Source organism: Streptomyces sp. NPDC042002, from assembly GCF_055588305.1.
The window spans coordinates 1-14,715 of the sequence record NZ_JBVJCT010000062.1; the positions used below are offsets into that span (position 1 = coordinate 1).

The window sequence follows — 14,715 nt, forward strand, 5'->3', positions numbered from 1 at the left end:
TACAGCACGACGGCATCTGCCCGGAACTCAGCCGAGTACTTGTAGGTCCCCAACAGGAACTCCTGATCTCTGGAACTTCACGGATCCAGTGTCCAAGGTGTCCACGACCAGGGGGAAACCTCCCTGTGCGGCGAGTTCTTCGGTGTGCCAAAGCAGGATGGTTGTCACCAACGGCCGTCGCTGACGTGCGGCTTCGGCGCGGCGAGGCACAGCAGTTGTCACCAGGTCGGCGTGCTACTTGCCACCAGCAGCACTGTTGTCACCCGCTCCGGCGCTCCATCGGCAACCTGAGCTGCACGGCGTCACTGTCCGGCAGCCCTGTTCGGCTGGCTGGCCACTTATCAGGACGCCGCCGACGGGAGCATCGTCACGCGCGTCCGTTGCACGCGGCGCCGGGCCCCCGGATATCGGGTCCCGGACCGTCCGCCACAACCGCTCTTGACCTGGAGCGCGCTCCAGATACGAGCATGGGCGGCATGAATACCAACGACCCCCGGATCGTCCTCGGAACGATGGACTTCGGCACCCGCGTCGACCCCGACCGGGCCTTCGCGATCCTCGACTCCTTCGTCGCCGACGGCGGTGTCTGGCTCGACACCGCGAACTGCTACTCCTTCTGGACCGACCCCAGTGGCGTCGGCGGCGCCAGCGAGCGCGTCATCGGCGCGTGGCTCCGGGCCCGCCCGGGCGCGCGCGACGCGGTGCGGATCGCGACGAAGGTCCGGCAGAACCCGCTCGTCCCGCACTCCTGGCCGAAGAGCGCCGAAGGACTTTCCGCCCGCGCCGTCCACGCCGGTGTGGAGGAGAGCCTGGGACGTCTGGGAGTCGAGCACATCGATCTGCTGTGGGCCCACGCCGAGGACCGCACCGTGCCACTGGAGGAGACGGTCGGCGCCTTCGGCGAGCTGGTCGCAAAGGGAGTTGCCCTGCGGGTCGGGGCGGCGAACCACGTAGCCTGGCGCGTCGAGCGCGCCCGGTCACTCGCGCGGGAGCAGCACGTGGAACCGTGGACGGCCCTGCAACTGCGCCACTCACTCGTCCAGCCGCGCCCGCTCACCCCCGTCGCGGAGGCCGGCCACCGCATGCTCGGCGCTGAGGATCTGGACCTCGCGCGGTCGGAGGGGCTCGCCGTGTGGTCGTACAGCTCGCTGATGTGGGGTTCCTACGTGCGCGCAGACAAGCCGCTTCCGCACACTTATGATCACCCCGGGACCATCCAGGTGCTCGCGGTCCTGGACGACGTCGCCGACGAGCTCTCGGCCACGAGGAACCAGGTCGTCCTGGCATGGCTGATGCAACAGGGGATCGATCCCATCGTCGGCGCGAGCCGGGTGGAGCAGATCGAGGAGGCACTCGCTGCGCGCCGTGTGCGGCTCAGTGACGAGCACCTGGCGCGCTTCGGCGAAGCGCGGTAGCGGCGGTTACCAAAGGAGCCCCATGACCACTCTCACCCCGGCAACGGCCGCCGACCGCACCGGTGTCTCCATCGACACGCTGCGCTACTACGAGCGCGAAGGGCTCATCGGCCCGATCCGGCGCTCCGCTGGCGGGCGCAGACAGTACACCGAGGACGACCTTTTCTGGATCGGCCTGGTCACGTGCTTCCGCGAGGCCGGCCTCGGCATCACCGACCTGCGGGGGTTCGTCGCCATCCTGCGCGCCGAGCACCCTCCGCAGGACCGGGTCGCCTTCCTTCGCGAGCGCCGTGCCTCCCTGGAGCAGCGGGTGGCAGCGCTGTGCCGGGCCATGGAGGTTCTCGACGAGAAGATCGCCTACTACAGCTGAGCGCCGGGAACGCCGCACTCAGCTCGCGCCCTGCCCACCACACATCGCCCACGATCCCGAACTCCTCGCCGTCTGGAGCCGACAACGGCACAACCTCTGCCACTGGCTCAGACAGCAGATGGACACAGGACAACCTCCCCTACCTACCGGGCCCTCAAGTCGTTGCCCACGCCCGCACCGAGGAACTGGCCAAGGCGATCGACAGGCCCGCGGCCCCGCAGGTGACAAGAAGACTGCCTACGTGACAACTACTGACTTCGGCTCGTTAGGGTGATCTTTCGCGAAGTTCCTGGTGAGGGCGGGTTGTTGGCCGTATCCAGTGGTGTGTGAGGTATGCGGATGGGGGCGGACTGACCGCTGTGGGACGTCAGCGCCGGGAGACGGTACGGATGCAGGCGGCCGAGCTGTTCGAGCAGAGGATCAAGCCGCCGGAGGTCGCGTGGCGGCTGCGAGTGAGCCGGAAATCCGCCTATGAGTGGCACCAGGTGTGGCGCGATGGCGGTGTGCAGGCCCTGTCGTCCCGCGGCCCGAGCGGATCACAGTGCCGCCTGTCTCCACGCTGCCTGGAGAAACTCGCCGCGCATCTCGAGCAGGGGCCGGCCGCGCATGGCTGGGTGGAGGACCAGGTGTGGACGGCAGCGCGGGTGGCCACGCTGATCGGCAGGAAGTTCCATGTCTCCTGCAGCGTCTCCGGGGCCACCAGGTTGATGCACCGGCTCGGCTTCAGCCCGCAGGTCCCGGCCCGGCGGGTCGCCGAACGCGACGAGCAGGCCGTGAAGGTGTGGAAGGAGGCGACCTGGGCCGAGGTAAAAGAGCCAGGGCGGTCTGCGGGGGCTACCTCTGCTTCGAGGACGAGGCAGGCTTCACCCGCCGTCCGCCCAAGGGACGCACATGGGGCCGACGTGGCCACACGCCGGTCGTGACGGTCAGCGGGCGGCGCTCGGGACGCCTGTCGGTCACCGGACTGATCGCCATGCGGCCCGGCTCCCGCAACCCGCCTGTGCCACCGCCTACGCACCCACCCCGAGGGCAAGGGCAAGCGACGCAGCCTGGGCGAGCGCGACTTCATCGCCCTGATCGACGGCATCCATCAGCTCGTCAAGGCGCCGATCGTGCTGGTCTGGGACCGACTGCATGCTGATGAAGCAATCCGTCTCGCCTGATCAGAGCTTCGCAGGCAGGTCGGCGAGCCAGTGAAGGCCGCCGACGGCGAGTTGGTGACCGTTGGGCGAACGCTTCGTTCGTGTCTGCCGTTGCCTGTGTGACGGGAGTGCCGATCGCGTTCACCCGATCGTGGTGGCCGTGCCAGGAACCACGAGCTCGGTGATCTGCGCCGGTGGGACGGTTGGGGCCCGAGACCCCGGAGGACCCGAGATGTGTGTTCGCCCCCGTACCGGCTGCGTGATCCCTGAGCTGACCGCGAGAGTCGCCCGGGCGAGCAACCCCAGGGGCACCACAGCCATGGCCATCCGTGACCATCTCAACGGCCTATGGGACGACGAGGACTTCGAGGAGTGGTACCCCAGGGACGGCAAGCCAGGCCTGTCTCCCGCCCAGCTGGCCACCATCTCGGTCCTGCAGTTCCTGCTGGAGCTGTCCGACCGACAGGCCGCCGAGTCCGTGCGCAACCGCATCGACTTCAAGTACGCCCTGGGCATGGACCTGGAAGACCCTGGATTCCACCACAGCGTTCTCGCCGACTTCCGCGAGCGCCTGGCCGAGGAGGGCCGGGCCGACAAACTGCTCGACCTCGCGTTGGAGAAGATCCGGGCCATTGGCCTGGTCCGAGAACGCGGCCGGCAGCGCACCGACTCCACCCACGTCCTGGCCGCGGTCCGCGACCTGACCCGACTGGAGCTGGTCACCGAGGCCATGCGCGCCGCCCTGGAGGAACTCGCCCGCCGGGCCCCGCACGAGTTGGTCGGCCTGGTGACTGAGGACTGGGGCAAGCGCTATGGCCGCTCGGCCCGGCTCGGCAAGAACCCCTCCAAGCCCAGGACCAGGATCAAGCAGACCGGCGAAGACGTCCGCCTGCTCCTGCGCTACGTCCACCACTACCTGCCCGCCCTTTGCCACGGCGAGCAGGTCCAGGCCTTGCGGCAGGTCTTCGTGCAGAACTACTTCCTCGACGCCCAGGACCGACCGAAGTGGCGGGAGCCAGAGGACGCCGGCCTGCCGCCCTCGGCCGTCGCCATCGTCTCGCCCTACGACGTGGCCGCCCGCTACGCACGCCGCGGCGAGACCCGCTGGAAGGGCTTCCTCGCGCACGTCACCGAGACCTGCGACCCGGACACCCCCAGCGTGATCACCGACGTCACCACCACCAAGGCCCCCGTCCACGACACCAAGGCCCTGCCCGGCATCCTGGCCAACCTCGATGATCGGAACCTGCTGTCGAAGGAGCACTTCGTCGACGGCGGCTACCTCTCCGTCGCGCTGAAGCAGCAGGTCGCCCGCGAGCACGGTGTCGGCCTGGTCGGGCCGATCCGGGCCAGGAGCACCCGCCAGTCCCGCAAGGGCGCCGCCTTCCACCGCGAAGCCTTCGCCATCGACTGGGACGCAAAGCAGGTGACCTGTCCGCAGGGCAAGGTCAGCCGCCGGTGGTCGACACCGCCCTCCCTCGCGCCCTACGTCAACGCCGAGTTCGCCCCGGACGACTGCCGGCAATGCCCGGTGAAGTCCGCCTGCACCCGCACCGACGCCCGCAAGGTGTCCTTCCTGCCCCGTGAGCTCTACGACATCCAGTCCGAGTCGCGGACCGAGCAGCAGACCCAGGAATGGCTCTCGCGCTACGCGCTGCGGGCCGCCATCGAGGGCACGATCAGCGAGTTCGTCAACGGTCACGGCATGCGCCAGTGCTGCTACCGAAGCGAGGACAAGGCCCACGTCCAGCACGTCCTGACCGCCATCGCGGTCAACCTCGAACGCATCGACGTCCACCTGCCGCCGGCACCCACCCGCCAGCCCCGAAATCCGACCGCGCTACAGGGCTTCCTCGACTGGCAGCACATCCCCCGGCCCCGGTCCTGGCGCGCCGCCACCCATCCCGCAGGCTGACATGATCGTTCTCACGGTGGTGGTCACCGCCGGGCCCCGGACCCCTGCGAGGTCGGGTTACGTGGGCAGACCAACCCTCCCACGACGCACACGGCGACTGATCATCGTGGCACTGACCGTGGTCAGTCCCACCGAGAGGTCCCCGGGCTCACAAACCGGCCCTATTGCCGCACCATCACGCCAGCACCCTCGGCGCAACCGGCAAGACCCAGCGGAGGGTGGATGTGCTTCCACTGGGAGAATCGCGCGGTGACCAAAACGGATGAGCTCTCCCACCAGACCCTGCTGCGCAGGGGCTTCACCCTGGAGTACACCACGCTGGCCTGGAACGTGGTCGGCATCGTCGTGCTCGCCATCGCCGCCGTCTCGGCACGCTCGGTCGCGCTGGCCGGCTTCGGACTGGACTCCCTGATCGAAATCGGCGCGTCCACCGTGGTGATCTGGGAACTGTCCGGAACCGGCGAACACCGGCAACGCAGGGCCATGCGGCTGATCGGCATCGGGTTCGCCCTGCTCGCCCTCTACCTGCTCGCACAGTCAACCCTCGTACTGGTCACCGGCTTCCACCCCCATCACTCCACACTCGGCATCGCCTGGACCGCGGTGACCGCTGCCGTCATGTTCGCCCTAGCCGCCGGGAAGGCCCGCACCGGCGCCGCACTGAAAAACCCCGTGCTCATCACCGAAGGCCGCGTCACCCTGATCGACGGCATCCTGGCAGCCGCAGTGCTGCTCGGTCTGATCCTGAACACCTTCGGCCTTTGGTGGGCCGACCCGCTGGCCGGCTACGTCCTGGTCTTCTACGCCGCCCGCGAGGTCCGGGAGATCTTCTCCGGCGGCCACTGAGACCGAACGGCATTCCACGCGGAGGCCCATCTCACCTCCGATCCACCAGGGGGCAGGCACTCAATGATCACCGTCAGATCGGGACCTTTCAAGATCCCCGACAGCGTCAAGCTGAGCGCCGACCACTGGACGCCGCTGGGCTCGCACGCGATCACGCTGAAGTCCCCCGCACGCGTGCACCTCTTCGAAGCCCGCCACCTGACCCTGGGGGCCCAGGAACTGACCGCGACAGAACAGGACTTCCAGCTGATGTGGTGGCCGATGGAGGATGCGCTCCACGCCGTGCGCGAGGGACGGTTCCTCCTGCCCGCAGGGCCACTGGCCCTGCTCCTCGCCGAGCGCCGCCACCAAGAACGCTGATCCCCCGGTGCCAGGGGGCGCCCGGGACCGTTGGCCGTGCACGGGCAGCGGGCTGAGGGCTGAGGGCTGAGGGCTGAGGGGCGCTCGATGCTGTTGTGTAGCCGCCGCCGGGAGCCGGATCGCGGGCCGGAGGTGTCGAGGGTGCAGTGTTGCGGATGGTGCCGGTCGTGGGTGAGACAACGTGGCCGTCAGCCTGCCGACGACTACGCCTCCCAAGGCCGCGGTCCCCCGCCTTCCTGCCAGCGCTGCAGTTGCGGACCGTCGACGCACACGATGCCGCACTGCTCTGCGTAGTCGAGCGCGGGGGCGGTGAAGTCGCTGGTGGTGACCACGACAGCGACATCGGCGCCGTGAACGGTGAAGCAAGTGCCGCCGAAGCGCTGCAGGTCCTGTGAGCCGACCCGGTTGCCGTCGCAGTACCGCTTGCACTGGATGACGACCGAGCGCCCGTCGGGCGTCCTCGCCACGACGTCGGCGCCCAGGTCGCCAGCCCCGCCCACGACGTCCACGTCGAGACAGCCGTCGCGCCGGCACAGTTCGGCCACCGCCTGTTCGAACTCGTCCGGGTCCAGGGTCTCGTAGGCGATCTCGACTGTGACCGCGGGCGCCTCGGGCATGGTCTCGGGAAGCAGGACGGTGGGTTCCGTGCCGAGGCGGCCGTTGCAGGCGCCGGTCCCGGCGGGGACCAGGCCGACGGCAGGAGCCGGTGACGCCGCGTCGAGCGCTTCGACCGCCGTCTGCGTGGCTTCGTCCAGGGCCACGGCCGCGCGGCGCGCGATCCTCGCCGCCGATATGCGGCGCTTCCCGCGACAGCCGGTCATAACGGCGCCGACGCCCACAAGGGCGAGCGCCACAGCCCAGGCGGGACGCTGCACCGCGGCCGCGGCCGCGGTGCGGGCGGCCGCGCCCACCAGAGCGAGGATGACCGCGAGGAGGGCGAAGTAGAGGGCCGTCGCCCGGAGTTCGAACCGGCGGGAGCGGCGCGCGGTACGCCGGGCACGTGCGGGAACGGCCATAGTGATGTTTCCTCCCCTGGGACGTCAACGAAGATCAACTCGCGTCTTCCCAGGCATCAGCCGCTCTACCGGGTTCCGTCGCACATGCCTCTTCCAGCCCGAGGACAGGTGCGGGCTCGTCCCTTGGACCAGATGTCCTCGGCCCCGGTGCGATCCGCGCGTGAACGTGGCGTGAGCCTCAGGCCAGGGGGGCAGGTGCCCGAGCCGTCGGCCTCGATCGGCCTGTACCTCCAGCGGGGCAGCCACGTCCGGTCCTCTCTTCGGAACGGGACCGTTCTGGGCCGGGACCGCCACGGGTGTGAGGCGCACCTCGGTGCCGTGGACGCGCCGGCCCGGTCGTTTTCAACTCATCTGCCAGGGCCTTTGCTTGCGTGAGAGTCAGGCCATGCACCTCGCGAAAAAGCCAGACGTGGCAGCCTGCCTTGGCACCCTCGACCTGGCAGGTGTGCAGATGTGGCGCACCACGCTGGTGGCGCGTGGATCACAGGCGGATGACGATCAGGGCGACGTCGTCGCGGGCATAGCGGGCGAGCGCGTCGGTGAGGCGTCGCAGGCCGTCGTCAATGTCCTCACCGCGGCGTTCGATGAGGCCGTCGGTGTAGAGCACGAAGGTGTCGCCGCGGGTATAGGGCAGGGTGGCCTGGGGGTGGGGGACGGGTTCGGGGCGGGTTCCCAGCGGTGGGTCGGTGGCCTGGTCGAGAAGGTCGAAGGTGCCGTCGGGGTGGACCAGGATGGCGGGCGGGTGGCCGGCGCTGCTGTACACGATGCGGCGAGCACGGGTGTCGACGACGGCTTGGACGACCGTGGTGGCCAGCGCACCCTCCACGTCGCATGCATACAGGCCCAGAACATCCAGGGCCTCCGCGGGCCACTCCACGGCCCGGACGACGGCGGACAACGCGCTGCGGAGCATACCCATGACGGCGGCGGCCTCCAGGCCGTGGCCGACGACATCGCCGACCGCGACGGCAAATCTGTCCTCGGGCAGGTCGACCACGTCATACCAGTCGCCGCACACGTTCAGCGACCCGGCGGCGGGCAAGTAGCGCACCGCGGTCTCCCGGTGCCGAGCCAGATGAGGCGAGTGGAGCATGGCCTCCTGCAAGGTGAGGGCGACCTGGCGCTCCCGGGCATGGGCTTGGCGCAGTTCCTCGTTCAGCCGCTTGAGCTCACGCGCCCGCGCATACGGCTCGACCTCCATCGCCTCCACGTCGCTGAGCGCCCCGCCTTCTCGCAGGCGAGGATGGGAGCGGATGAACGAGGTCACATCCTCCCCCCGGTGGAGGATCCACTCCACCTGCCCATCCGGCCCGAGCACCGGAGTGTTGATCGCGGACCACCAACGCTCCTCGAACACGCCGGGCCGCTCGGCCACGGGAATGTCGTACTTCATCGGCGCCACCGTGTCCGGCTCCTTCGAGCTCAGAACCCGGTGCAGGGAGGCGTGCAGATTCCGCACCCCGTCAGCATCCGGGTCCGCCGGATTCTCAGGAAAGGCATCGAAGAGATACCTCCCGAGGAGATCCTCCCGGGTGCGGCCGGTCACCCGGCAGGCCGCCTCGTTGATGTCGGCGAGCACCAGATCCGGGCCCAGCACCATACAGGGGCTGGGGGTGACCGCGAACAGCGCCTGGTAGTCGATCGCCGGCCTCGCCACACGGTGCGGCCGCGCATCCTCAGCAGGGCTGCCCTCGTCCTTCACCCTTTACGTTCTACCGGTCGTCGGCGCCCTCAGCACCTGCGCACATCGCTGTCCTCGGGACCGGTACCCGCGCCGGCACTGTCTTCGAAGCCCACCCAAGACCGTCGCCTGCCCGCCCGGTGTCCGTCCCGCCACGGCACGATGGCCCGATCGATCCCAGGACATCTCATCCGGGATCCCGGGATGGGGAGAAGAAGTGACGAACGCGCTGACCGAGGCGTGTGCGCTCAGGGCGAGGAGACGGCATGCCCGAATCCATCGATCGCACAATCGAGTCCGTATGGGACTATCCACGGCCCCCTTCTGTACTACGGGACGACCGCCTCGTCCGGGTCGAATGCGGTAGCCATGTGATCGCCGAGACTCGACGGGCATTGCGGGTCCTCGAGACCAGCCATCCCCCGACGTTCTACATCCCACCGGAAGATGTCAGGTCCGATCTGCTGCTCCCGACCAACAGCCACTCCTGGTGTGAATGGAAGGGCACTGCCCGCTACTGGGACCTGATCATCGGCCACGAAGTGCGCGGTCGTGCCGCCTGGAGCTACTCCAACCCTGAACCCGCCTACACGGCCCTCAAGGACTGTTTCGCCTTCTACGTCAGCCGCGTCGACCGCTGCCTCGTCGGCGGCGAAGAGGCGCGGGCCCAGGACGGAGACTTCTATGGCGGCTGGATCACCTCGGACGTGCAAGGCCCCTTCAAGGGCGCGCCCAAAACACAGGGGTGGTAAGGAGAGTCAACGCCAGCTGACCGGAAGGCGAGGGCCGCGATGACGCAGGAACGACCGGGGACAGGACGTTGCGTGCTGCACCGGCGTCAACTTCTCCTGCGAACGATCCCGCCAAGTCCGACAGCCGTTTAGGGACAGACGAAAACCGTCCCACCGGACCACATGCCGCACAGCTGACCATGTTTGCGATCGGCCACCCGGCCGTGACCGCGGTGGCACGGGTGCCACAGGGGGTCAACCGTCTCTGCGGTCCAGAACACGACGGGCCACCTCTGCTTCCGCCGCAGCCGGCGACAACTCGTCGAGCGTGTCCAGTTCGGCGTCTGCCTCCAGCTCGCTTTCCCATGCCGCAGCAAGGCGCTCCTGCTCATCGCGTGGTTCGGCATCGACCGTCTGCCGGTCCTGCGGGTTCAGAGCCGCCAGAAATCTGGCCACCGAGTCCATCGGCATGCCGTACTCCTCGTCGCTGGACAGCGTGTTGTTTTCCGCCCAGCATGGCCAATCGGCTTCCGGTCGGTCGCCTGACACGGCTTCAGCACACCCGGATAGCCGCAGCCCGGACGGGCAGCTCCGACGAAGGTCCGTCGTACCGCCGCGGGCCGAACATCGGCGGGGGTTCAGCATGCCCGCGACAGCGCAGATCGCCGTTGCTGCGTTCAGGGTCGCAACAAGGTGACCGTGCCCATGGCGGCAATCTGTTCCCCGGCCTTTACGAGGAAGCGCGAGGCACCACCCTCGGCCGCCACCTCTACGACCGCCCCGCGGCTTGGCACCGGCGCGTCAAGTCGCACAGCGATGCCGGCCACAGCGGACGGCAGGGCCCCTCGGTAAAGCAGCGTCGCCTGTCTTCCGGCTTCCATGACGGCGAGCGCCGGCAGCAGGGCGGGGCGGCCCGGGAGGAGCACCGGGTGCCCAGGGTCGCAGGGGGCGATCACGAGTCGCCCTTGTGTTCCGCGCGCGAGAAGCACGTCCGGTTCGGCCGACGCTCCCACGGCGGCCGGGGCGGGACGCAGCAGGCCCGGATACGGCGTGCAGGTCACCTCCGGTCGAGGGCGTGAAGGGTGGGCCAGCGTCATGCCGCAGGCGCCGAAGCGCGTGCCGGCGTGAAAGAACTCGGCCGTCAGGCGGTACGCGGCGACAGTACCCACTCGTACGACGAGATCGCTGACCGTGACGTGCACCAGGACGTCCGACGCGGCGCCGCGCTCGACCGGTTGTGCTCTCGGGTCCACTCCCAGGCTCACCGAGACAGGCTGGAGTCGGTTGTCATCCGCGCCCTTGAGATACCGCAACTCCAGGGCGGCGGCGAGCTGACGGGCGGACTCGGCCATGAGCAGGGGATGATGCGTCACCGCGAGTGCACGCTCGTTCAGTGCATGCCATCGAGGCCACTGGCACAGTGCTTCGAAGAAGCGGCTTCCCCGTCGGCTCAGCGATTCGACCAGCGTCGCCGACATCGACTGCAGCCCCAGCTCGCGCCATGTCGGCGGCCCGCCCGGCCCCACGCGTCGCCCGGCCGAAACGTCCTCGATCCCACTGCCGAGCAGCTCCGTCACCGAACTCGTCTCCATTGTCACCATGTCTCGCATCAGCGTCTTCTCGGTCGGGGAGGCGCGCTTCCGCAGATCGCAGATGCAGGCCAAACGGGGTCGTGACCGATGCGGCCCGTCGATCAGCGGTCAGCCCCCGTGGAATCGCTCTGCTCGTAGTTGGCCAGTGCCAGCCCGAGGGCGAAGAAGGTGGGCGCCCACTCCCCCACGAAGATGCCCCAACGGTCGGCCCGCTCCAGGTTCTCCTGCTTGTTGGACGCCAGCCAGGAGACGAGCGAAAGGCCGATGGAGCCGAAGGCCGCGGCGTAAGCGTGTTCACTCTGGACGCCCGCATCGTGCAGCTTCTTCACGATCATTGCTGTCCCTCTCATCACGGACCGGTGAAACATTTTGGGATGCTTTCACCCCTTTTCCGATCTCATGGCGTCCGCGGATGCAGGGGCTGACCGCACGCACTCTTCTTCGCGACGAAGCGCGGCCCCATCGCGAAGAAGCGGCGCGCCGCTGTCTGCCGCCGCCGCGCGGTCCTGCGCGCTTGTGTGAACTGGGCTCCACGAGGCGGGACATGACGGGGATGGGCCGGGACGATGGGGCCGGACCGCGCCGTCCGAGGCGGCGAGTGCCGGCCGGGCGCAGCTCACGGGTCACACGCTCGTGGGCCGGAACGGAGAGCGGGCGTGAGCTGCCTGCGGCGGTCCACTGCCGCATCCAGGGATCGATCACCTGCCGAAGAAGGGAGGCGAGTCGTCCGACGCCCCGGGGTCACCCGGGGTACGGGAGGTGTGTCATGGTCATCAGCCGTGCGGGGATCCTGGTTCCCGGCGCAACGGGAGTCCTCGGCACCGCCCTGGCTCTGCGGCTGCACGAGCAGGGAGCCGCCGTGGCCGTTGCGGGCCGGGACCGCGAAGGCCTCGCCCGCGTGTCCCGGGCCTGCGGCGACGCCCCCGCCCGCGCTTTCGACGCGTACGACCTCGAGCAGTGCGCACGCACGGTGACCTGGGCCGCCGGGGAACTCGACGGGCTGGACGCGGTCATCGTCTGCGTCGGCGTTGCCGCCTTCGGACCGGCCGAGTCGGTGAACGACGCCGTGGCCGAGCACCTGTTCACCGTCAATACGCTGGCCCCCATGACGTTCCTGCGAGCCGCCCTTCCCGTCGTCAAACCGGGCGGCGTGATCGCGGCGATCACGGGCGTCGTCGCCGACTCGCCCGCGGCGGGCATGGCCGACTACTCCGCGTCGAAGGCGGGCCTGGCCGCATGGCTCCGGGGAGTCCGGCGCGAGCAGCGGACGTCCGGGGTCGCGGTGCTGGAGATCCGTCTGCCCCACGTGGAGACGGGATTCGCCGGCCGAGCCGTTCTCGGAACACCTCCCGTGCTGCCGGCGGGGCTGCCCGTCGCCGAGGCGGTGGACGCGATCGTCGCCGCGCTCTCGGCCGGCGCCCGAGTGGTGAAGCCGGGCCGTGACGCCCCGCTCGACGTCGAGCGGTAGGGCGGGCGGCCGAGGAGCAACCGTGCCCGACAGTGGATCGCCCCGCCGGTACCACCGGACCATGCACCCCGTGGAGCCGGTGACCCCTCACGCGCCGCGGGAATTGCGGCGGACCCTCTTCCGGCAGAACTGGCGCGACCTGGTGTTCCTGCACTGGCCTGTAGACCCGTTCCAGGTGGCCCGGCTTCTGCCGCCCGGAACCGTCCCCGACCTCCACAACGGCCGCACGTACGTCGGCCTGGTCTTCTTCCGCATGCGCGATCTCGCCTTCGGTGGCTCCCCGGCGATCCCGTATCTCGGCTCCTTCGACGAGGTCAACGTCCGTCTCTACAGCCGGGACGCGCTGGGGCGCCGCGGAGTGGTGTTCCGCTCGCTGGAATGCGACCGCCTGGCGCCCGTCCTGGCCGCCGACGCGTCCTTCCGGCTCCCCTACCGGTGGTCCCGCATCCACAGCCACTGGTTCGACAACCGCCTGCTGTACCGGACCAGCCGCCGCGGAACACCGAACGCCGGGGCTCGCGTGTGGCTCGAGGTAAACAGCACCTCCATGACGCCGGACCCCGTCGAGGAGTTCCTCACGAACCGCTGGGGACTGCACGGACATGCATTCGGACGCTCCTACTACCTCCCCAACACCCACCCCGAGTGGTCCTTCCACCACTGCTCCCTGCTCGACTGGGACGACTCCCTCATCGCGGCCGCAGGCCTGTCCCAGCCCAGGGAAGCACCGGTCAGCGTGTTGTACGCACCTGGTGTGCCGGTGCGGTTCGGAACACCGGTATCGCTGTCCGGTACCTGATGCGTCTGTGCCTGAGGCCGCTATGCCTACCGTGCCTGTGCCCGCTCCCACATGACCGTGAGCAGACGCGCGGCTCCCCATCGGGGCCCGCGCTCACGGACCCGGTCGGCCCGCCCGCCGCGACCTGCGGGACGACGTGAACGGCATCCCGCTCGACACGTCGAGTGCGGCAGGGCTGGAAAGCGGCTGCACAAGATGGCGGCCCTGCCCGAAAGGGAGCGAGAGCGTTTCGCGCGTGCGGGACGCGACCTGGTCACCACGCGCTACTCGATCGATGTGATGGCGAACGCGCTGGCCCGGCAGTACGGCGCACTGGAAGGCTGACCAGCACTGGCCGGGGCTTGCGCCCAAGCCTTTTACGGGAAGCGCAGCCCGTCGGTGCCGCCCGCGGATGAGCGGGTCAGCCAGCGCGTGTCCGTGCCCGTCGCCGACGACCGGTATGCGGACCGCCTCGAAGCGGGCAGCCAATACGACGCACAGTCGATGCAAGTTGCCCGCTGCATCGATATTTCGGATGGTGGCAGAGCCGGAATCGCCCCGCGCGAACCGATGCGCCAGACACCGCGGACGGTACGACCCACAGTGGTCGCCCCCTTCGGAGACATGGCGCAGCCCGCCCTGTTCGAGGAGCAGTCGCCATGACCTCACAGCAGCTGACCGAGCCGCCCCTCAAGGGTGCTCCGCTCACGGCTCCCGTCCAGGAGCCTCTTGACGAGGAGGAACTCGCCGCCGCGTTCGCCGAAGGCGACGAGCAGGCCCTTTCCGGGGCCTATCACCGATGGGGCCGGCTCGTGTACACCCTGGCCCGACGCTCTCTGGGGGACGCGGCTGAGGCGGAGGACGTCACGCAGGTGGTGTTCCTCGCCGCCTGGCGGGGACGGGCCGGCTTCACACCCGAGCGTGGCGCCCTGGCAGCGTGGATCGTCGGAATCACCCGGCGCAAGATCGCCGACGCGTTGCACGCCCGGACACGCCGGGCCGACCTGGTGGCGGCAGCGGGTGCCGTCGTATACACGCAGGATCGTGCCGGTGAGCCCGATGCGGTGCTGGACCGCGTCCTCATCAGTCACGAGTTGTCAAAGCTCCCCGCGACGCAGAGGCGCGTGCTCAGCCTCGCCTACTACAACGACCTCACACAAACCCAGATCGCCCAGGTCACCGGCTTGCCGTTGGGAACGGTCAAGAGCCACACCCGTCGCGGGCTGCACGGGCTGAACCGTTGCCTCCAAGACGTGGGGGAGAACAGCCGCTGCTGAGCCCCGTCCGCTGATTCTCGCGGGCGACACAGGCCTCCGATCCGTGACCAGCTGATGCCCCGCCTTCTCGCGGTGACAGAGGAGACGGGGACCCGCCCTTGCGGACCACCCTCGCCCATCGCGC

Annotated in this window: 15 protein-coding genes and 1 pseudogene; 11 read left to right on the top strand and 5 right to left on the bottom strand. The window is 69.3% G+C overall.

The genetic code is table 11. The annotated features are described in order from the left end of the window. The first annotated feature begins 476 nt into the window (after positions 1–476). The 6 genes and pseudogenes from ACZ6KY_RS40675 to ACZ6KY_RS40700 all read left to right on the top strand — a co-directional run bounded on the left by ACZ6KY_RS40675 (position 477) and on the right by ACZ6KY_RS40700 (position 6,048). Positions 477–1,415 carry an aldo/keto reductase gene (locus tag ACZ6KY_RS40675; RefSeq protein ID WP_469315294.1) on the top strand — a complete coding sequence of 313 codons (939 nt, stop codon included), beginning with the start codon at positions 477–479 and terminating at the stop codon, positions 1,413–1,415. Between the two features lie 22 nt (positions 1,416–1,437). Beyond that, positions 1,438–1,785: a MerR family transcriptional regulator gene (locus ACZ6KY_RS40680; protein ID WP_102907108.1), complete on the top strand. Its 348-nt coding sequence runs from the start codon at positions 1,438–1,440 to the stop codon at positions 1,783–1,785. Positions 1,786–2,111: 326 nt separating this feature from the next. After that, positions 2,112–2,915, top strand: a pseudogene (locus ACZ6KY_RS40685) (IS630 family transposase); the annotation flags it as partial. A 244-nt stretch (positions 2,916–3,159) separates the two neighbouring features. After that, positions 3,160–4,842, top strand: a complete 1,683-nt coding sequence (locus ACZ6KY_RS40690; RefSeq protein WP_469315295.1) for an IS1182 family transposase — start codon at positions 3,160–3,162, stop codon at positions 4,840–4,842. Positions 4,843–5,091: 249 nt separating this feature from the next. Next, positions 5,092–5,688 (top strand): cation efflux transmembrane domain-containing protein, encoded by a 597-nt coding sequence (locus ACZ6KY_RS40695; RefSeq protein WP_469315296.1) that lies wholly within the window; start codon positions 5,092–5,094, stop codon positions 5,686–5,688. Between the two features lie 63 nt (positions 5,689–5,751). Then, on the top strand, positions 5,752–6,048 hold the full coding sequence (locus ACZ6KY_RS40700; RefSeq protein ID WP_469315297.1) for an NUDIX hydrolase: 297 nt from the start codon (positions 5,752–5,754) through the stop codon (positions 6,046–6,048). Between the two features lie 203 nt (positions 6,049–6,251). Here ACZ6KY_RS40700 and ACZ6KY_RS40705 read toward each other — a convergent pair whose 3' ends face one another. Further along, entirely contained in the window at positions 6,252–7,064 is an 813-nt protein-coding gene (locus ACZ6KY_RS40705; protein WP_469315298.1) for a restriction endonuclease, read from the bottom strand. Positions 7,065–7,545: 481 nt separating this feature from the next. Continuing rightward, on the bottom strand, positions 7,546–8,721 hold the full coding sequence (locus tag ACZ6KY_RS40710; RefSeq protein WP_469315314.1) for a PP2C family protein-serine/threonine phosphatase: 1,176 nt from the start codon (positions 8,719–8,721) through the stop codon (positions 7,546–7,548). 290 nt (positions 8,722–9,011) lie between these two features. On the opposite strand from ACZ6KY_RS40710, the gene ACZ6KY_RS40715 reads away from it, so the two are divergent. Continuing rightward, positions 9,012–9,497 carry a DUF427 domain-containing protein gene (locus ACZ6KY_RS40715; protein ID WP_469315299.1) on the top strand — a complete coding sequence of 162 codons (486 nt, stop codon included), beginning with the start codon at positions 9,012–9,014 and terminating at the stop codon, positions 9,495–9,497. A 234-nt stretch (positions 9,498–9,731) separates the two neighbouring features. On the opposite strand, the gene ACZ6KY_RS40720 is transcribed toward ACZ6KY_RS40715, so the two are convergent. From ACZ6KY_RS40720 to ACZ6KY_RS40730, 3 genes are all read right to left on the bottom strand, one after another. Next, a complete protein-coding gene (locus ACZ6KY_RS40720; RefSeq protein WP_469315300.1) occupies positions 9,732–10,025 on the bottom strand; it encodes a hypothetical protein in 294 nt (97 codons plus the stop codon). A gap of 128 nt (positions 10,026–10,153) precedes the next feature. After that, the gene (locus ACZ6KY_RS40725; RefSeq protein WP_469315301.1) at positions 10,154–11,053 is read right to left on the bottom strand and encodes a hypothetical protein; all 900 of its coding nucleotides are present in this window, start codon (positions 11,051–11,053) and stop codon (positions 10,154–10,156) included. A gap of 116 nt (positions 11,054–11,169) precedes the next feature. Continuing rightward, positions 11,170–11,403: a hypothetical protein gene (locus ACZ6KY_RS40730; protein WP_469315315.1), complete on the bottom strand. Its 234-nt coding sequence runs from the start codon at positions 11,401–11,403 to the stop codon at positions 11,170–11,172. 431 nt (positions 11,404–11,834) lie between these two features. Here ACZ6KY_RS40730 and ACZ6KY_RS40735 point away from each other — a divergent pair, with 431 nt between their 5' ends. The 4 genes from ACZ6KY_RS40735 (at position 11,835) to ACZ6KY_RS40750 (ending at position 14,591) form a co-directional block, all read left to right on the top strand. Further along, on the top strand, positions 11,835–12,536 hold the full coding sequence (locus ACZ6KY_RS40735) for an SDR family NAD(P)-dependent oxidoreductase (RefSeq protein WP_469315302.1): 702 nt from the start codon (positions 11,835–11,837) through the stop codon (positions 12,534–12,536). 22 nt (positions 12,537–12,558) lie between these two features. Further along, positions 12,559–13,335: a YqjF family protein gene (locus ACZ6KY_RS40740; RefSeq protein ID WP_469315303.1), complete on the top strand. Its 777-nt coding sequence runs from the start codon at positions 12,559–12,561 to the stop codon at positions 13,333–13,335. A gap of 195 nt (positions 13,336–13,530) precedes the next feature. Beyond that, positions 13,531–13,659, top strand: a complete 129-nt coding sequence (locus ACZ6KY_RS40745) for a hypothetical protein (RefSeq protein WP_469315304.1) — start codon at positions 13,531–13,533, stop codon at positions 13,657–13,659. A 314-nt stretch (positions 13,660–13,973) separates the two neighbouring features. After that, positions 13,974–14,591 (top strand): sigma-70 family RNA polymerase sigma factor, encoded by a 618-nt coding sequence (locus tag ACZ6KY_RS40750; RefSeq protein WP_469315305.1) that lies wholly within the window; start codon positions 13,974–13,976, stop codon positions 14,589–14,591. The last annotated feature ends 124 nt before the right edge of the window (positions 14,592–14,715 follow it).